Raw genomic sequence first — 18,883 nt, forward strand, 5'->3', positions numbered from 1 at the left:
ACAAGAGAAGAGATTCAGCCATGGCACTTACCCGCGAACAGATGGCTCAGCGCGTGGCGCGCGAGCTGCAGGATGGTTACTACGTGAACCTGGGCATCGGCATCCCGACCCTGGTCGCCAACTACGTGCCCGAGGGCATGGAAGTGATGCTGCAGTCGGAGAACGGCCTGCTCGGCATGGGTGCGTTCCCCACCGAAGACGCAGTGGACGCCGACATGATCAACGCCGGCAAGCAGACCGTCACCGCCGTGAAAGGCGCGTCGATCTTCTCCTCCGCCGAGTCCTTCGCAATGATCCGCGGCGGCCACGTCGACCTCACCGTGCTGGGCGCCTTCGAAGTGGACGTGCAGGGCAACATCGCCTCCTGGATGATCCCCGGCAAGCTGGTGAAGGGCATGGGCGGCGCCATGGACCTGGTGGCCGGCGCGGACAACATCATCGTCACCATGACCCACGCCTCCAAGGACGGCGAATCCAAGCTGCTGGAGCGCTGCTCGCTGCCGCTGACCGGTGCCGGCTGCATCCGCAAGGTGCTGACCGATCTCGCTTACCTGGAGATCGAGGACGGCGCCTTCATCCTGCGCGAGACCGCGCCGGGCGTGAGCATCGCCGAGATCGCCGAGAAGACCGCCGGCCGCCTGATCGTGCCGGACGATGTGGTCGAGATGACGTTCTGAGTTCCCAGTCATAGCTTCCTTCCCCTGACCCGCGGTATGGACGCCCCCTTTCTTTCGGGTGGGCAGGGGGGGAGAAAAGCGGCGTAGGATGTGCGCAGCAACGCGGAGCCGGCAGCAGCATGGGTTTCGCTTCGCTCTACCCAACCTACGTAAGCGCGGTACCCGATTCAGGAGATCGAAACATGCAAGACGTCGTAATTGTTGCCGCCACCCGCACCGCCATCGGCGCCTTCCAGGGCAGCCTGGCGAACGTTCCCGCCCATGAGCTGGGCAGCCTGGTTATCCGTTCGCTGCTCGAACGCAGCGGCGTGAAGCCCGAGCAGATCGACGAAGTCATCCTCGGCCAGGTGCTCACCGCCGGCGCCGGCCAGAACCCCGCTCGCCAGGCCTCCATTGGCGCCGGCCTGCCGGTGGAAGTGCCGGCCATGACCATCAACAAGCTCTGCGGCTCCGGCCTCAAGTCGCTGTTCCTCGGCGTCCAGGCCATCCGTTGCGGTGACGCTTCGGCGGTGATCGCCGGCGGCCAGGAGAGCATGAGCCTCGCTCCCTACGTGCTGCCCAAGGCCCGCACCGGACTGCGCATGGGCCACGCCGAACTGCAGGACACCCTGCTGCGCGACGGCCTGGTCGACGCCTTCAACGACTACCACATGGGCATCACCGCCGAGAACCTGGCGGAGAAGTTCGGCATCAGCCGCGAGGCGCAGGACGCCTTCGCCGCGCAGTCCCAGCTGAAAGCCGCCGCAGCCATCGAGGCCGGTCGCTTCAAGGACGAGATCACCCCGGTGCTGATCCCGCAGCGCAAGGGCGACCCGCTGTCCTTCGACACCGACGAGCAGCCGCGCGCCGGCACCACCGCCGAGTCCCTGGCCAAGCTCAAGCCCGCCTTCAAGAAGGATGGCACCGTCACCGCCGGCAACGCCTCCACCCTCAACGACGGCGCCGCCGCCGTGCTGCTGATGAGCGCCGACAAGGCCCGTGAACTGGGCCTGCCGGTCCTGGCGCGCATCCAGGCCTACGCCAGCAGCGGCGTTGACCCGTCGATCATGGGCATCGCCCCGGTCACCGCCACCCGTCTCTGCCTGAAGAAGGCCGGCTGGTCGCTGGACGAGGTCGAGCTGATCGAAGCCAACGAAGCCTTCGCCGCCCAGGCGCTGTCGGTCGGCAAGGAACTGGGCTGGAACGCGGAGAAGGTCAACGTCAACGGCGGCGCCGTCGCCCTTGGCCACCCCATCGGTGCTTCGGGCTGTCGCGTGCTGGTGACCCTGCTCCACGAAATGCTGCGTCGCGATGCCAAGAAAGGCCTGGCGACCCTCTGCATCGGCGGCGGCCAGGGCGTTGCCCTGGCGCTGGTGCGCGACTGACTGCCGCGCGAGCAACAGGTTATTGGCGAGTTCCGGGCCTGGTTCCCCGACCGGCCCGGTCAGCGTGATGGGAGGTGGCGACACCGACAGACGGCATCACGGCTGAACGGGCCAGGCGATGTTCCCCGGCATCGGCCAAGGTCCTTGCGTCACCGCCCGGCCCCACGCAGGCCGGGCTTTTTTATGGGCGGTCGTTTTCCAGCGCACGCCCGAGCACGCCGAAGCGGCGCGTGCACACCGAACAAGACGGCGGATAACGCTTCGCGTCATACGCCAAAACTGGAAACCGCTTTTCGTAGGAGCGAACCTTGTCCGCGAAGGCTCACCACAGCATCCACGTTGCGGGATGAACACCTGTAGGGCGAATAGCGCGCAGCGTTATCCGGCTTTGTAGGGGCTCGAAAAGCCGATCTAGAACCCACTCTCCCGCAACGCCACCGCCAGCAGCCGGGTAACGCCTTCGCCCAGCCAACTGCGGCGGGCGCCTTCGATCTGCAGGTGTCCACGGGTCTCGTGCAGGTTCGGCGGAGCCGCATCGAGCTTCACCAGCACATGGAACAGCGCCGGGTTGGGCACCAGCGCCTCGCCCTGGGCGTTGACGTTCAGCGGGCCGCCGTAGCGCGAGGCGAGCATCGGCTGTTCCAGCTGGCTGATACGGGTGGTGCTGATCAACACCACCTGGCCATCGATGGCGCTCGGCACGCCTTCGGGATAGAAGCGCACACGGCCGCCGTCGGTGAGGCGCTGTACCTCGTCCTGCTTGACGTAGGCATCCACCAGCCAGGAGCTCGGGTCGACCAGTACGCCGATGGGCTCGCGGGTGTTGATCCACTGGCCGGCCTTCAATTCCGGATTCACGTCCATCCAGCGGCCGGCGAAGGGCGCCTGCAGGGTGAGGCGGGCCATCTCGTTGCGGGCGGCGCGGGCCTGCTGGTATTCGACGCCCAGGCGCTGGCGGGTGACGGCTTCCTCGGAGAGGCCCGAAGGGTCGGCGAGCATGCCGGCCAGGCGGCCTTCGTAGCCACGGATGCTGGCCTCGCTGCCGCGTACCTTGGCGGCGATGTCGGGCTCCTCCATCACCGCCAGGGTTTCGCCCTTGGCCACCTCGCCGCCGGGGCGCACGTCGCGCAATTGCGCGGGGAAGGGCGCGTAGAGGTGCAGCTGCTGCGCCGCGCGGGCCACGCCCATGGCGTGGACCTGGGTGCGCCAGGGCACCGCGAGCAGGAGCAGCACGGCGCCGAGCATTCCGAGAAAGACCAGTTTGCGCCGCGGCTTCACTTCCGCGCGGCGCCCCCACCAGACCTTGAGTTCGCGCCACACGGGCTGAACGATGAACCAGCTGATTTCCACGGCGAACAGGAAGATCCCCAGTAGTTTGAAGAAGAAGTAATAGACCGCCACGGCGATGCCGAGGAACAGCAGCAGGCGGTAGACCCAGGTACCGAAGGCGAAGGCCACCAGCAGGCGGCGCTTACCGGTGGGGAAGTGCTCCGGCCAGGGTTCGTCCAGCCCCAGCAGGTTGCGCCGCAGCGTGGTGCGGGCGAGTGCCCCGGCGCGTTCGTGCAGGTTGGGGAAGTCCAGCAGGTCGGAGAAGATGAAGTAGCCGTCGAAGCGCATGAAGGGACTGGCATTGAGCGCCAGCGACAGCGCCCAGCTAGTGGTGGCCAGGTACAGCAGGCCATTGCGGAACGGCCCCGGATCGGCCAGCGCCCAGCCCAGAGTCGACAGGCCCGCCAGGCCCAACTCGGTGATGATCCCCGCGCTGGCGATCGCCAGGCGCTGGCGGTTGCTGCGCAGCTTCCAGCTCTCGCCGGTGTCGGTGTAGAGCATCGGCCACATCACCACGAAGGCAACGCCCATGTGCGCGACCTTGAGCCCCAGCCGCGTCGCCACCAGCGCGTGGCCCATCTCGTGCAGCGTCTTGGCCACCACCAGGGCGGCGGCGAAGCTGAGCAGCCCTTCGAAGGAGAAGGACTCCACCACGTCGTGGGTGAAGGTGTCCCACTGGTGCGTCACCATCACGATGCCGGCCAGGCTCAGAAGCAGCACCAGTGTTGCCACGTAGCGGTTGAACAGCCAGTCGAGGCTGCCGGCGATGGCGCGCAGGAAGCGCTGCGGGCGGATCAGCGGGATGCGGAAGAACAGGTAGTGGTGCAGCCACCACTTCCAGGTGGTCCACTGGTTGCCCTCGCTGCGCGCCTGCAGCCGCGCCAGCGCTTCCGGGCCGGAACGCAGCAGCTGGTGGTGTTCGAGGAACTGGCGGAAGCCCAGAACCTGCTCGGCGTCGGGTTTGAGCGCGGTCTGCTCGGCGATCTGCTCGCTGATCTGCCGGGGCGTCTGCTCCCAGCGCAGCAGGCATTCGAACTCCAGCCAGCCGATGCGGTAGAAGCGGTTGAGCACGCTGTCCTGGATCACCCATACCGGCTCGCCGTCCGGGCCGGGGGCGGCTTCGGACAGGCGCAGGTCGTCGCGCAGCGGCGGGGTGGGCAGGTCTTCGACGGCAGCGTCCATCACCAGCCGGTCCAGGCGCGCAGCGAGGCCAGCGGCCGGCGCAGCAGGTAGTAGCCGAGCACCACGCGTTCGCCGTAGAGCTTGGCGGTGCCGTGCAGGCCGAGGCGGGCGTGGGGCGGGGCGTTTTCCACGCTGGCCAGCAGGCGGTAGGAAGCCACGCCTTCGTCGCTGGGTTTGGCCTGGTAGCTGGTTTCGAGGATTTCCCCGTGCAGCGGGTCGAGCGGGTAGGCGGTAAGGAATAGCGCCACTTTCGCCCCCGGCTCCAGGGCGATGGCGTCGGCCACCGGCAGCTGGATGCGCATGCCCGGCTCGCTCGGGTCGGCCACCTGGAGAATACGTTCGCCGGTGACCACCGGCTTGCCCAGCCAGTCGTTGGGGTCGCTGTACACGGCCACGCCGGCGCGCGGCGAGAGCACCCGGGTGCGCGCCAGTTGCGCCTGCACGGCGGCCAGTTCGGCACGGCGCTGGCGGGCGCGGCCGTCGAGTACCGACAGTTCGCTCTTGCTCTGCGGGTTGTCGAAGGCGCGCTGGCTGGCGGCCATCAGCTCGGCGTCGGCCACCGCGACTTCCTTGGCCAGCACCTCGGCGCGGCTGCGCAGGGTGGTTTCATCCAGTTCGAAGAGCGGCGTGCCGACCTCCACGTTCTGGTTGGGCCGGACCAGTATCTTCGCGATCACCCCGTCGATGGGCGAGCTGATTACCTGGGCGTTGCGCGAGACCACCTCGGCCGGCGCCAGGGCGGTCTGCCGTACCGGAACCAGCAACAGCGCGGCGAGGGCGATCACGCCGACCAGCACCTGGCGCTTGCTTGGCCGCCAGAAGCGCAAGCGCGGGCGCGGGCCGAAGGCGGCCCAGGCGTGGGCCCAGGTCTGCCAGATGCCTTGCAGCAGCGGTTGCAGGTTGCGCGCGGGGGCTTCGTCGAGGAGGAACAGCAGCAGAGCCTGACGCTGGCCGGCGCGGTCGTGCAGCGGCACGCACCAGAGCCCGGCGGGCCACCATTCGCTCCAGCCTTCGGCGATGTCCGCCGGCGGGTCCAGGGCTTCGCGGGCGAGCCAGGCCGGCGCGGCATCCGGCAGCTGCGTGGCGACCCAGCGGCTGGCACGTTCCAGCCAGACCAGGTAGGGCGAGTCTTCCGTGGGCTTGGCCAGGCCGGAGACGGCCAGCAGCTCGTTGCGCGAGTCATGGCAGGCGAACACCAACGCCTGGTGGAAGCGCAGCAGCGGGAACAGGTCGTTGGCGATGCTGAAGGCCAGGGCGTTCAGCGAGTCGGCCGCCAGCGCCCGGTCGCGCACATTGGCCAGGCTCAGCAGCAGCTGGGGTGGCGGCAGCAGTTCACTCATGGCTTTCGGGGAAGCGCGCGACCCCGCTCATGCCGGCGATCAGTTCGGGGTAGCTGGCGTCCAGCTTGGCCTCCAGTTCCACGGTCTGCGCCACCGCGTCGACCCGCGCGTTGATCGCGCTGACCTTGGCCGGGTAGTGCTTGCCGGTCTCGTGGATGTCCACCTGCAGCGGCATGCCCGGTTGCAGGCGTGGCAGCAGCGAGGAGGGTACGTTGAGGCGGACCTTCAGGGCGCCGTCGCTGACCAGGTCGAACAACGGCGTACCGGCGGAGACGGTCTGGTACGGCTTGACGTAGACCTTGGCGATGCGCCCTGAGAAGGGCGCGTCGACCAGGCAGTAGCCGGCCTGGGCACGGGCCAGGGTGAGGGCGCCGTCGGCCTTTTCCACCTCGGTGTTGGCCATGGCCACTTCCAGGTCGCCCACGGCGTCGAGCTTGCGCAGGTTGCGCTTGGCGGCGAGGTTGGCGCGGGCCATGTTCAGCTCGGCGGCGGCGACCTTGGCGCGGGCGTTCACTTCGGTGCAGCCCAGCTGGGCGAGCTGCGCGTCCTTGGCGACCTTCTCGCCGAGGCTGGCCTTGAGCGCGCCGAGGGTGCCGTTCATCTGCGCGGAGAGGGTGGTTTCCAGGTCGGAGACCAGCAGCACGCGGATCGCCCCCGGATCGTTGTCCGGGGGCGTCGGCAGGGTAGTGCTGGCGTCTGCGGCCAGCGCCGGGTGCAGGAACATCAGGCAGAACGGGAGGAACAGGTACGACGATTTACTGCGCGGGTGTGGCATTGGCGGTTCCTTCTTGGCCACGGAGACTGTTGCTGGCGAGCAGGTTGGTGCTGGACTGCTGTTCCAGGGTGCGCTGGATTTCCCGCGCGAGGGTCTTCACGTCGTGGCTCTGGATTTCCTTGGGCATCACTTCGAAGCCCACCGAGTTGTACAGCCGGCCCCAGGCGGCCTGGGCATCGGAGTAGGCGGCTTCGCGCTGGTAGCGCGAGAGCAGGTAGCGGCCTTCGGCGCGGATCAGCTCCAGCTCGCTGCCCAGGGCGGCGCCACGGGCGGACTGGGCGTAGCTGAGCAGGCTCTGGTCGACGCGCAGGCTCTCGTCGGCGAACTCCACTTCCTGCTTGGCCAGCTGGTAGCGCAGCAGGCCGACGCGGACCTGGGTGAGGATGGCCATGGACAGCGCGGTGCGGCGCATGTCGTCGGTCTTTTCCTGGCTCTCCTCGGCGGCCTTGATGTCCGGGTACTGCAACAGGCGCAGCAGGTTCATCGAGACGTTGATGCCGGTCTGGTTCCAGTCGTTGTTGTAGAGGTACTTGTTGGAGTCGTACTCATAGCCGTAGTTGAAGCTGATGTTGGGCCACAGCTGCGCCTTGGCGATCTTCAGGTCGTTCATGTCGACGCGCTTTCTGTACCACTCTTCCATGATCTCCGGGCGGCGTTCCAGCGACAGGCGTTCCAGTTGCTCGACGTTGTTGGTCACCAGCGGCAGCGGCTGCTCGCCGATGTCGGCCAGGACCATCTTGGTGTTCGGCGGCAATGACATCAGCGCGGCCAGTTCGGCGCGGGCGAATTCCAGGTCCTGGCGACGTACGGTGAGCATGTACACCGAGTCGAGCAGGGCGCGCTGGTAGGCGAGGATGTCCTGGCGCGGCAGCAGGCCCTTGCCCTCGGCCTCGCGTGCGGCGGTCAGGGCACGGTGGGTGCGCATCAGCAGGCCGTCCACTTCCGGCAGCAGGCGCTGGGCACCCAGGGCGCGCCAGTAGGCGTTGCGTACGTCCTGCAGGACGTTCTGCGCGACCTTCTCGCGGCGCTCCTCGGCCATCAGTATCTGATCGTTCTTCTGTTGGGTGCGGTAGTAGGCGACGCCGAAGTCCAGCAGGCTCCAGGACAGGCCGAGGCTGTAGAGGGTGCGGTAGCGCTCCTCGGAGGTGGAGGGCCGCAGGCTGACCTGGCGGTCCTCGATGCCGATGGAGGTGCCGCCCGAATCGTTGTTGCGCCCGGCGTAGCCGGCGGAGGCCACCACGCGCGGCAGCATTTCGTGGCTGGTGACATCGCGCAGGTCCGAGGCCAGCGCGCTTTCAAGCAGCTTCAGGCGATAGTCGAGGTTGTATTTCAACGCACGCGCCGAGGCTTCGTAGAAGGTGATCGGCCCGTTCACCGGCTCCTGTTCCTTGTACATCCGTGCCTGGTCTTCGATGACCCGCTGGCGCATCTCGTCCTGAGTGTAGGGCTTGGGTTCGAAGTGCGAGCAGGCGGCCAGCAGCACGGTACTGGCGATCGTGGCGCTCAGGCATTTCAGGGCGTATGCGGGCATGTTGAGTCCTTGGTCCTTCCGTGAATGTTGCGTACGCATCATGGGTTGCCGCTCCGGCGCTGGGCGGCGTCGCGCAGTTGGGCACGGAAGCCCCGTGCGGTCTGCGCGGTCTTGTCGGGTTTGGCCACCATGTCGCCGGGCAGGGGCGCCCACAGCGAAGGATCGGGGAGCAGGCCGTCGGCGCTCAGGCTGGTGACGCCGTGGCGGCCGTCCACCCAGCGCTTGTCCAGGTCGCTGGCCCGCCGGCTTTCGCCAACGGCACGGGCGACGAACTGGCCCTTGATCTGGCCGAGCTGGGCGCCGAGGGATTGGCTCTCGATTTCCGGGGTGGCAAACAGGTCGAGGTTGCTGCCGTCCACGCCCCAGGCGGACAGCGAGAGGTTGTGGTCGATGCGCTCCACCACCGGCTGGACGAAGATCGCAGGGTCGACGCCAAGCAACGGTTCGGGTGGGTCGCCGCCCTCGGCGAAGCTGTCGAAATACGGTCCCGGCGGGATGTAGGGGGTCGAGATATCCAGGGTGATGGTCAGCTGCGCCTGATCGGTGAGCCCGGTCAGGTCGCTGATGGTGTAGGTGAAGTAGTCCTTGAGGACTTGCCCGAGGCCGGCTGCGGCCAGCACTTCGCGGTTGCTCAGGTCGATGGTGTAGGTGTAGCTGCCGTCGGCATTGAGCACGAGGGTGCCGTAGCGGCCGGCGATGGGCTGGCCGACGACACCGGCGGTGCCGCTGCCGCTTTCCTCGCCGGTACGGATGCCGGTCACGCTGATGGCATCACCGCCGTCCACGTCGCTGTCGTTGGGCAGCACGTTGCCGGTTGCCTGCGGTGCGGGAGTTTCGTCGCTGGCGAAGTTGCTGTCGTCGCGCGCGGTCGGGTTGTCGTCGGCGCCCCGCACGGTCACGGTCAGGCGCGCGTCCGAGGTGGCTCCGGCGGTGTCGCGCATGCGGTAGATGAAGACTTCGCGCAGGGTTTCGCCAGCGGTGCGCAGGGCCTGAACCGTCGGGTTGGCATTGTCCACGACATACTGGTAACTGCCGTCGGCATTGATCGTCAGCTTCCCGTAGAGCCCCTGGAGCACCTGGCCAGCGCTGGCAGTGCTGCCGTTTTCGCCGGTGTAGTAGAGGACGGCCTTGGTCTCGCCGTACTGCACGCCGTCGACGTCGGTGTCGTTGTCCAGCACGTTGCCGCGCGGATCGACCCCCGGAGTGCCGTTGTTCACGCCACCGGCCTCGACCGCGATGGCGGTGTCGTCGCTGGCAATGGGGGTGTCATTGCGGCCGTCGATGGTGATGGTGAGCAGGCCGGCGGTGGCACCGCCCCAGATGTCCGCGCCCAGGTAGGTGAACTTGTCCTGCAGGGTCTGGCCGCTGGCGCGCAGGGCTTCGACCTCGGGCAGCGAGTTGTCCAGCTGATAGCTCCAGCTGCCGTCATCGTTCAGCGTCAAGGTTCCGTACTGGCCGCGCAGGCTCTGGCCGGGCACGCTGGCATCGGCGGGCAGCGGGCGGTCGCCGGTCCAGAACGACACCACGTGCATCACGTCCTGGGGGATCGTGGTGATGGTGTCCGGGTCGGTGTCGTTGGCCAGGACGTTGCCGGAAGGATTGCTGCCCGGCACGTTGTTATGCAGGCCGCCGTCCTCCACGGCAGTGCCGAAGTCCGGCTCCGTCACGGGCGGGTCGTTGCGTCCGCGAATGAGAATGATCAGGGTGGCCTGATCGTTGAGGTTGCCGTCGTCGGTCACCTGATAGGTGAACGACTCGATGGCGAACGCCAGTGGGCCCAGGGAAATGATGTCCGGGTTGGTGCTGTCGACGAAATACTGGTAGCGGCCGTCGGCGTTGATCACCAGGGTGCCGAAGGCGCCCTGGATGGTCTGCGGGCTGCCCGGCAGCACTGGAACCGTGTTCACCTGTGAGCCTTCCGGCCCCTTGGCGATGCTGGTGACGACCAGGTGATCGCCGGCATCGACATCGGTATCGGCGCCGATGCCGGCGAAAATCCCGGTCAGGCCGGTGATGACGTTGCCGGTGGGGTTGCGCCCGCCGCTGCCGTCGAGGTTGGCCACCGCGTAGTTGATGTCGTCGTTGGCCACCGGGGCGTCGTAGCGGCCCTCGATGGTGATGGTCAGCTGGGCGATGGAGGTGGCGCCATCGGTGTCGTGCATGCGGTAGGTGAAGACTTCCACCAGGCTGTCGCCGAGCTTAAGCGCCTGCACGGCGGCGAGGCTGTCGTTCACCGTGTAGGTGTAGGTGCCGTTGGCATTGAGCACCAGGGTGCCGTAGGCGCCGGCCACCACGCCACCGCTGGCGCTCAGGTCGACCAGCGCGCCGCTGGCATTCCGGTCGCCGAAGCGAGCAGCGTCGACCACCTTGGTTTCGCCATAGGCTGCGCCGTCCACGTCGAGGTCGTTGGGCAGCACGTTGCCGGTGGCGGGGGCGCCGGGGGTGGTGTTGAGCGTGCCGCCGGCTTCGATGGCGCGGCCCGTATCGTCCTGGGCGATGGGGATATCGTTCTGCCCATGGATGATGACGGTGAAGGTGCGGGTGATGGACTTGCCGTTGCCGTCGCTGACGGTATAGGTGAATACCTCTGTGAGCGTGTCGTTATAGGTGCGCAGGGACTGCACGGCCGGGTCGAGGTTGTTGACCACGAAGCGGTAGCTGCCATCGGCGTTGAGCAGCAGCACGCCATGGTTGCCAGCCAGGTCTGCGCCCACGGTGCCGTTGGCGCCGGTGGGGCTGACCACGGCGGTGATGGTGAGGACATCGCCGTCCGGGTCGGTGTAGGAGTCGCGGACGCTGCCCGTCGGGTCCAGCCCCGGGACGTTGTTGAGCAGGCCGCCGGCTTCGGTCGCATGGATCACCACCGGCTGCACGATGGGTGGATCATTCACGCCGGTCACGGTGATCACCAGCTGTGCCTGGTCGGTCAGGCCGCCGGAGTCGTGGATGCGGTAAGTGAAGATGACGTCCAGGGTCTGGTTGGCGGTCAGGGCACGAATCGCCGGGTCTGCGCTGTTGACGATGAAGGTGTAGGTGCCGTCCTCGCCCAGCGTGAGCTGGCCGAAGTTGCCGCTGATCAGCGTGCCGTTGGCCAGCCGCGCCACGGTGCCGTTGATGAACCCCGGCGCGCCGGTGCTGACGTTGTTGGGGATGGTGGTGCCGGCGCTTTCCAGGCCGCTGCGCACGCCATCCACCTTCAGCTTGGCGGCGGTGGGCTGGTCGAAGTTGTCGACATCGGTATCGGCGCCGGCACCACCCAGGCCACCGGTGATCACGTTGCCGCTGGCGTTGACCGGCGCCGGGCTGTTGTCGCTGGCGCCGGCGGTCGCGGTGTTGTGGTCATCCACCGCCACCGGCGCATCGTTGGCGCCCTGGATGGTGATGATCAGGGTGGCGATCGCGCTCAGGCCGCCTTTGTCGGTGACCTGGTAGGTGAATCGCTCGGGCAGGGTCTGGCCGGGTGAAAGCGCTTGCACCACGGGATTGTTGTTGTCCACCACGTAGCGGTAGGAGCCGTCGGCGTTGATGGTCAGGGTGCCGTAGAGGACCTGCAGGGTGGCCGGCGCCCCGGGGGCTACCGGGAAGATGCGGCCGCCGCCGATGCCGTCATAGCGCACCAGGCTGACGGCCTTGGTTTCGCCGTAGATCGTGGAGTCCACGTCGCGGTCGTTGATCAGCACGTTGCCGATGGCGTCCGCGCCGGGACTGCCATTGTTGGTGCCACCGGCCTCGACAGCGGTGCCGGCGTCGTTCTGCGCGACGGGGGTGTCGTTGGCGCCGTGGATGTCGATGGTCAGGGAGGTCGAGCTGCCGAGTCCGCCGCTGTCTTTGATGAAGTAGCCGAAGGACTCGCGCAATACGTCGCCCGCGCTGCGCAGCGCCTGTACCGCGAGGTTGGTATTGTCGACCACGTACTGGAAACCGCCGGTGGCGGTGATATACAGCGTGCCGTAGCGTCCGGCGAGGCTGGCCACACCGGTAGCGGGCACCAGCACGAAGCCGCCGAGGGAGTTCTCCAGGCGGGTGACCTTGAGGATGTCGCCGTTGGTGGCGATGTCCACGTCGGTGTCGTTGTCCAGCACGTTGCCGGTGGGGTCGACGCCGGGCGTGGCATTGTTCAGGCCGCCGGCTTCGATGGCGATGGCGAGGTCGGGGTGTGCGATGGGCGCATCGTTCACCGCGTCGAGGACGATGTTCAGCGTGTCGCTATCGGTCAGTGCATCCGCTGGATTCTGGCCGGGAATGCCGTCGTTGTTGGCGTCACCGAAGTTGCCCTGGTCGTTGGTGACCATGGTCAGCGTTTCGGCGGTGCGGGCGGTGTTGAAGTCCTGGTCGCCCTTGTAATAGATCTGGCTGAGCAGCACGTTGATCTGCTGCAGGGTGCCGGTGAGCGTCAGGCTGCGACCGGCGCCCGCGGGCGGCGCGTCGTTAGGTCCCGGCGCCGTCCCCGTCTGCCAGATCACCCCGTGCAGCACGCTGAGGGTGACGGTCATGATGCCGTTGGCGTTGCCGGCGTTGACGTCCACGTCACTGGTGGCCAGGCCGAGGATGTGCAGCACCGTGTCTTCCTGGCCGTGCTGGTCGGCGACGGTGTTGATCGGTGCTTCGTTGATATGCACGTAGCCGGCGTTGGCAATGCCAATGGCGCCTTCGCTCAAGTTCAGGTTGATGTTGCCCAGGCCGACGGTGGCGGTTCCGCTATCGCTATCGACGCGCACGTGGAAGCGGTTGTTGCTCGCCTGCGCGAAGTTCTGCGCCACCGCCACCAGGTAATTGCCTGAGGGCAGGATGGCGAACTGGTAGGTGCCGTCGCTGGCGGTCACTGTGCTGAAGGTGCGGTCGTCGGCCGTGCCGAACACACCATCGTCGCCGGCCCAGGTGAGGTCGACGCCGATGCCGCCCAGGCCAGGTCCATCGGGTGTCACGCTGTTATTGGCCGAGCGGGTGTCATCCCAAAGGGTCCCCCGCACTACGCCCATGCCGGCGCCGTCGCTGAGGATGTAGTTGTTCAACCCGCTCGCGCCGTCCTGGCCGGTCCGCTCACCGTTCGCGCCGCCGGCGGTCAGCGGCAGCGAGCCGCCCCAGCCGGCGTTCTCGAAGCTGGTGGGCAGGCTGGTCCAGGTCAGTACCGCGGAGCTGTTGGCGTCGTCGGGGATGATGGTGTTGGGCAGCGTGACGCTGTAGATCACCTGCACCTTGTCGTTGACGTTCAACTGGTCGAAGGTGAGCACCACCTGGCCACCCGCCACGCTGGCGGTGACACCCGCCGGCAGGTTGCTCGTGGTGTAGGTGTTGTTGTTGATGATGATGCTCTGGATGGCGTAGTCGCTGCCATTGGGGAACTGGTCGCGCAGCACGACGTTGTACGCAGGGACTTCACCGTTCTGCGTGAAACCGATCGATACGGTGGCCTTTGTGGTGCCGGCGACGGTGCCGGCGGCGATGTCGATGACCGACTTGTCCATGCCGGTGAATCCAGGCTCCACGACATGCTCGAAGACCGTGGAACTGTGGCCGCGATCGACTCCGCCGTTGAGGCCGACGTGCTCGAACACATTCATGCCCAGCTGTGCGCCGGTCTGGTTGCTGGCGATGTTGCTGACCCGGACGTTGAACTCCAGGATCACCCCTTCGATGTCGCCGTCGTTCACCTCGGTGTTGGTCAGGTTGCCCAGGTTGAAGGTGATGGTCCGGCCGTCCGTGGATATCTGCAGGCGCCCGCTGTTGATGTTGAAGACGCCGGTGGGCTTGTCGCCGGAGAGGTCGGGGCGGATCGGCAGCGATACCTCGCTGTTCTGGTTGCCGAACATGATCAGCGAGCCACTGCTGATCAGGTTGGTGGCGTCCGTGGTGAGGCCGCCGCCGGTGGAGCCCAGCGCAATGAGGATGTTGTTGAGGTTGGCGGGAATGAACTCGAGCCCGGGGGCCAGTTCGATGCGGATCTGGTAGTTGGGGTTGTCGCCGGTGGGGACGACGACCGCCACGCGGTAGCGGATGATCTCGCCTACCACCACGGTTTCCTGCAGACCCGCGGTATCGGTGGTGCCCGAGGAGTTGGTCGCCGGCGGCGTGGCATCGAGCCCGCCGACGCGGGACACCTGGATGCCGTTGGTGACCGGGATCAGCAGTGAGTTGACCAGCCGGTAGTCGTTGAGCACCCCGGAGTTGAGCACGCCGTCGTCGCCGCCGCGCTCGCCGGCCAGGGTGTCGGTGGCGTTGCTGGTGCCATCGAGGCTGGTCCAGCGCACCACGACGTTGTTTGGGATAACCGCCTGGCCGGCTGCCGTGGCGTTCACCACGCCGGACAGGCTGATGACGATCTTGCCGCCGTTGGCGATGTCGATGTCCGCGCCGTTGGCCGTGACCAGTTGGCCGTTCTGGATGATGAAATCCACGCCGCCATGGTTGGTGGCACCACCGCTGTAGGCGATGCCGGTAATCACCATGTTGTTCATCTGCGTGGGCAGCACGTTCAGCAGGCTGAGATCGAAGGCATTGGTGCCGGACGTGTTGGTGATGGTGATGCTGAAATTCACCGTGTCGCCTTCGTCGAAGCCGCCGAAGGTCGGGGTGGAGTCGACCTTCTGGGTCACGGTCAGGGTCGGCTCGACGATGGTCACCGACGGTTGTTGAGGGCTAACGACGGTGCGGTCGACCGCCGTGGTGCCGTTGGGCGTATCGCCGTCGGGGTCGCTGTAGGTGATTTGCGCACCGTTGTTCAGGGTCACGCTTTGCTGGTTGCTCTGCACGTTGCTCGCCACCAGCACCAGGCGGATGACGAAGGCGTTGTTGCCGACGATGTTGTCAGCGGCCGCGCCGGCCGCACTGAACACCAGTTGCAGATCGACACCATCGCCGCCGTTGGGGGTTGACGGATTAACACTGACGGTGCCGTTGAAGTTCTGCAGGAGCGCGCTGCTGTAAAGGTCTCGATCGGTGCCCGTCGCATTGAAGATGATCTTGTAGCCCGCTCCATTGAAAGCCGTGGTATCCAGGCGCAGGCCCGGTGGGATCAGGTCGGAAAGGCGCAGGTTGGCGGTTCCCCCTTCGGGCAGGGTGATGACGATGTCGTAGGTCATCTTCTCGCCGATCACCAGGTTGTCGCCGGTGGTGTGGCTGGCGCTGGAGTCGTCTTCGCTGAGGTTGCCGTCCTGGAAGGTCTTGGTGATGGTCGGCGCGGCCACCTGCTGGTTGGCGACCTCGACGATATCCACGGGAGTGAAGTCCTGGCCGCCGTTGACGCTGGCGTAGTTGGTCAGCGCGGCGCTGCTCTGCAGGGTGCTCGACGCGAGGATGGCGTTGTTCACGGTGACGTCGTAGGTGATCACCACCAGGTTACGGCCGGCGGCGTCGTTGCCGTCGGCGGCGTTGGCGCGGCCGGCGAGGAAGGTCGCCTGGCCGTTGGCATCGAGGAAGGTGATCGTGTTTCCGCTGACGCTGTAGTCCACCCCGGCAATCAGCTTTATGCCGTCGCCCCGGTAGATCTGCAGATTGGTCGCGATCGCGCCCAGGCTGCCGCCGACGAAGGTTAGGCCGGCGGGCAAGGTAATGCTGGTGGTGACATCGTAGGCGACGCCACCACCGGTGTTCTTGATCGCGGTGGCCAGGCGCAGGGTATCCCCGCCATCGATGCCGCTGACGTTGCCGTCTACCGCGGCCAGGCTGGTGACGCTGCCGCCGAAGGGCACGCCGCTGGTGCCCGGAGCCGACCAGCTGCCGGTGGTCCCGGTGACGGTGCCATTGGTGCTGGAAACCACCCCGTGCTTGATGTCCAGCACCGGCTCGGCGACCGACTCGATGACCGCGACATCCGAGGAGATCAGCACTGTCTTGTCGATGGTGGTGGTCTGGCTGGACTGTGCCAGCACATCCAGTTCGCGCTGGTCGGCGAAGGGCTGGTCGCCTACGCGCATGGTGAACTGCACCTGTACCCGGCCGCCGTTCAGGCCGCCGGAAACATAGTTGCCGAAGTTGAAGATGATCGAGTTGCCCGGGCCGGTGCGTACGCTGTCGGGCACATCGCCGATGTTGTTGCCGGCGCCGAAGGTCCATTGGCCCACGCCGGTGCCCTGGGTCCAATCGGTGACTTGCGAGGCGAGCAGCGGCAGGGGCAGGTAGGCGGTAAGGGCGAAGTTCTCGTAATCGGCCACCAGCAGGTCATAGGTGATCGTGAAGGTCACCACGTCGCCAGGGCGCAGCTCGCCGTTGCCCGGGGGGGCGCCGCCGTTGACTTGGGTGAGCTGGATATCGATGTTGGAGGTCTTGATGGTGCTGGTGGTGCTGGATCCGTCGGTCTGCTCGCCGCCGATGTTCACCGAGTCGCGCAGCACGGTGGCATCCACCAGCGCATTGTTGCTGATGCTGTCGCCCTCGTTGAGCTGGTCGTGGGGCGGGTGGTCGGAGGTGTAGGTGGTGTCGATGGTCGCATCATAGACGACGGACATCCGCGTGGCGCCTTCCTGAACGTCGCCGTTCCATAGGTCGCCGAACAGCGCGTAGAGCCCCGGCCCTTGGACGGCGGCGGCGATGGATGCGCCGATATCGAAGACCAGCGTGGTGCTGCCATCGGCGTTCACCGTGGCGGTGTAGATCACCGGGATCACCTGCGATGCACCGTGCTGCTGGATGACGATGCGCGGTGCGTTGGCGGCGGAGAAGGTCTGGCCGTCGCTGAGTTGGTCGGTGATGGTGAACTGGCCCTGGCCGAGGATGTTCTTGCCGAAGGCGTAGAAGTCGGAGATGGCCACGTCCATGGTGTAGCGCAGGGTGTCGCCGGGGGTGATGCCGACGGTGCCGACGTCGTTCTGCAGGTTCACCGTCTTGAGCAGGGTGATGGATTTGGCGACGAAGGTGACCCCCGCGCCGTTGCCGGTAACGGTGAAGGGGTAGCCGTCCGGGTCGGTCGGGCGGTCGCGAACGTCCAGCGGGTTCCAGTCGCCGCTCACGGTAGCAGTGCCGAAGGTGATGGTGCGTGGATTGCCCGTGGCCGGATCGAGCACCGGCCGCCCGGCAGCGTCGATCTCCGGCACGTAGAAGCCCACCGTGGTGGTACTGGCGGCGCTGAGGGTGTTGTAGTGGATGCTGTAGCTGGCGACGAAGGCGTTGGGGTTGTTCAGTGCCGCGGCGATCAGCGTCGGGTTGGTCAGAACAGTGCCGTCGTGCAGGGTGATGGAGGTCAGGGTGCCGCCAGCGCCGGGGGTGATGGAGCTGACATGCACCTGATCGGGCACCGTCTGGGTGACCGTCACGTTGGTCAGAGTCTGGCCGGGGGCCGGGGTTACGGTGACCGTTTCGGTGCGCGTGAAGTTCGGCCCGGTGACAGTCTCGCCCTCGGGCATGTTCACTGTTTGGGTGACCGACAGCAGGGTCGGGGTGACCACGAAGCTGTGCAGCGCGGCTTCCACCAGGGTCGGGTCCTGGGCGGGGTTGTTCAGCGAGTCGTTGCCGTACTCGAAGCCGCCGCGGGCGTTGATGGTGAGGTTCGGCGCGCCGTCGGAATAGCTGGTATCGGCCAGGTTGCTCAGCTGCGCGGTGACCTGGATGTCGATGGCCGGTTGGCCGCTGGTGACGCTGCCATAGGGCAGTTGCAGCACGATCATCTGGTCACCGGGTTTCATGCCGACGCTGGCGGCATTGATAACCAGCGCATTGCCGTTGGCGTCCTTGGCGAACGGATGGGTGGCATTGCCGTTGGCGTCGAAGGTGACAGGGGTGAACTTCACCGCCTGGCCCAGGTAGGTGGCGGAAACGAAGGTGGCGCCGTCATTGCCATCGCGGCCGGTGGCCGGCATGAACAGGTCGATGTAGGGGGCATAGCCGACCTGGGTGGACGGGTTGCTGAAGATCACGTCGAAGGTGAAAGTATCGCCCAGGCGCACCACCGCGCCGCCGCTGCCCATGGCCACGGTGGGGCTGGCATTGGCCAGCAGGCCCTGAAAGTCCGTCAGGGTGCTCGCGCTCAGGGCGATGGTCTTGTCGACATCGCCCGCGCGCACTTCGAGGTTCCAGTCACCCCCGACGCGGCTGGCCCCAGTGGCGTTGCTGGACGCGCCGACATCGGCGCCGGTCCAGCGCGCCAGCTCGTTGACCAGGGTCTGGCCGGCACTGCCGGCGCCCACGTCGCAGCCATAGAGCTGGATGTCCGCGCCGGGATTGAGTTCGCCGCGCCAAGCGTTCAGGCGTTCGCCGAGCTGGTCGACGGTCTGCGCGGTGAAGGTCTGGTTGCCCAGGGTGAACTGGCCGGTGGCGCCGTGGGAGAAGACCTGGATGGAGTCAACCTTGCCCAGTTGTGCCAGGGCGTTGCTGATGGCCGCGATGGCGTCCTGCCCGGCGTCGACCACCAGCGCCGTGCTGCCCAGCGGCAGGTTGGCAGCAAGCTGGTCGCGGTTCTCCAGGCGGGCATCGATCACCACCAGGTTGCGCGGGGCCGGCGCAGGCGCTGCGGCCTGGGCGCGTGCCTCCACGGCAGTGGCGGGCGGGGTGCTGTCCTTGGCCTCGGCGGCCTGGGAGTCGTGGTGCTGCTGGTCGACTGCCGCCGCGGCGGCGCCGTCGAAGAGAATTCGTTGCTCCAGAGCCAGAGCGTGGGTGTGGGGGCGAAGAAGGAATGCGGCGCGCGCCTTGCCCTGATTATCCATTTCAGTACCCGTCGGATCGGTCAATGATCACGGCTTGGAACACAATCTCAA

7 protein-coding genes are annotated in these 18,883 nt (G+C 66.9%); 2 read left to right on the forward strand and 5 right to left on the reverse strand.

The window, feature by feature from the left end; all coding sequences use genetic code 11:
* Nucleotides 1–20: 20 nt before the first annotated feature.
* Nucleotides 21–677, forward strand: coding sequence for a CoA transferase subunit B (locus tag ACNFBT_RS22620; protein WP_416752972.1), 657 nt, complete (start codon nucleotides 21–23; stop codon nucleotides 675–677).
* A gap of 182 nt (nucleotides 678–859) precedes the next feature.
* Nucleotides 860–2,041 carry an acetyl-CoA C-acetyltransferase gene (locus ACNFBT_RS22625; protein WP_416752973.1) on the forward strand — a complete coding sequence of 394 codons (1,182 nt, stop codon included), beginning with the start codon at nucleotides 860–862 and terminating at the stop codon, nucleotides 2,039–2,041.
* A gap of 411 nt (nucleotides 2,042–2,452) precedes the next feature.
* Here ACNFBT_RS22625 and ACNFBT_RS22630 read toward each other — a convergent pair whose 3' ends face one another.
* The 5 genes from ACNFBT_RS22630 to ACNFBT_RS22650 are packed head-to-tail and all read right to left on the reverse strand — an operon-like array spanning nucleotide 2,453 to nucleotide 18,832.
* On the reverse strand, nucleotides 2,453–4,552 hold the full coding sequence (locus ACNFBT_RS22630) for an HlyD family efflux transporter periplasmic adaptor subunit (protein ID WP_416752974.1): 2,100 nt from the start codon (nucleotides 4,550–4,552) through the stop codon (nucleotides 2,453–2,455).
* The gene (locus tag ACNFBT_RS22635; RefSeq protein ID WP_416752975.1) at nucleotides 4,552–5,892 is read right to left on the reverse strand and encodes an efflux RND transporter periplasmic adaptor subunit; all 1,341 of its coding nucleotides are present in this window, start codon (nucleotides 5,890–5,892) and stop codon (nucleotides 4,552–4,554) included. The genes ACNFBT_RS22630 and ACNFBT_RS22635 overlap by 1 nt, the downstream gene beginning before the upstream one ends.
* On the reverse strand, nucleotides 5,885–6,667 hold the full coding sequence (locus tag ACNFBT_RS22640) for an efflux RND transporter periplasmic adaptor subunit (RefSeq protein WP_416752976.1): 783 nt from the start codon (nucleotides 6,665–6,667) through the stop codon (nucleotides 5,885–5,887). Before ACNFBT_RS22640 ends, ACNFBT_RS22635 begins: the two co-directional genes overlap by 8 nt.
* A complete protein-coding gene (locus ACNFBT_RS22645) occupies nucleotides 6,648–8,198 on the reverse strand; it encodes a TolC family protein (RefSeq protein WP_416752977.1) in 1,551 nt (516 codons plus the stop codon). Before ACNFBT_RS22645 ends, ACNFBT_RS22640 begins: the two co-directional genes overlap by 20 nt.
* Nucleotides 8,199–8,236: 38 nt before the next feature.
* Nucleotides 8,237–18,832: a VCBS domain-containing protein gene (locus tag ACNFBT_RS22650; protein ID WP_416752978.1), complete on the reverse strand. Its 10,596-nt coding sequence runs from the start codon at nucleotides 18,830–18,832 to the stop codon at nucleotides 8,237–8,239.
* Between the last annotated feature and the right edge of the window lie 51 nt (nucleotides 18,833–18,883).

It is taken from the genome of Pseudomonas sp. NY15181 (assembly GCF_048068055.1).
GTDB lineage: Bacteria > Pseudomonadota > Gammaproteobacteria > Pseudomonadales > Pseudomonadaceae > Pseudomonas.

Coding starts and splice junctions, on each gene's coding strand:
- ACNFBT_RS22630 (WP_416752974.1), bottom strand. CDS start 4,552: ATGGACGCTGCCGTCGAAGACCTGCCCACCCCGCCGCTGCGCGACGAC.
- ACNFBT_RS22625 (WP_416752973.1), top strand. CDS start 860: ATGCAAGACGTCGTAATTGTTGCCGCCACCCGCACCGCCATCGGCGCC.
- ACNFBT_RS22640 (WP_416752976.1), bottom strand. CDS start 6,667: ATGCCACACCCGCGCAGTAAATCGTCGTACCTGTTCCTCCCGTTCTGC.
- ACNFBT_RS22650 (WP_416752978.1), bottom strand. CDS start 18,832: ATGGATAATCAGGGCAAGGCGCGCGCCGCATTCCTTCTTCGCCCCCAC.
- ACNFBT_RS22645 (WP_416752977.1), bottom strand. CDS start 8,198: ATGCCCGCATACGCCCTGAAATGCCTGAGCGCCACGATCGCCAGTACC.
- ACNFBT_RS22635 (WP_416752975.1), bottom strand. CDS start 5,892: ATGAGTGAACTGCTGCCGCCACCCCAGCTGCTGCTGAGCCTGGCCAAT.
- ACNFBT_RS22620 (WP_416752972.1), top strand. CDS start 21: ATGGCACTTACCCGCGAACAGATGGCTCAGCGCGTGGCGCGCGAGCTG.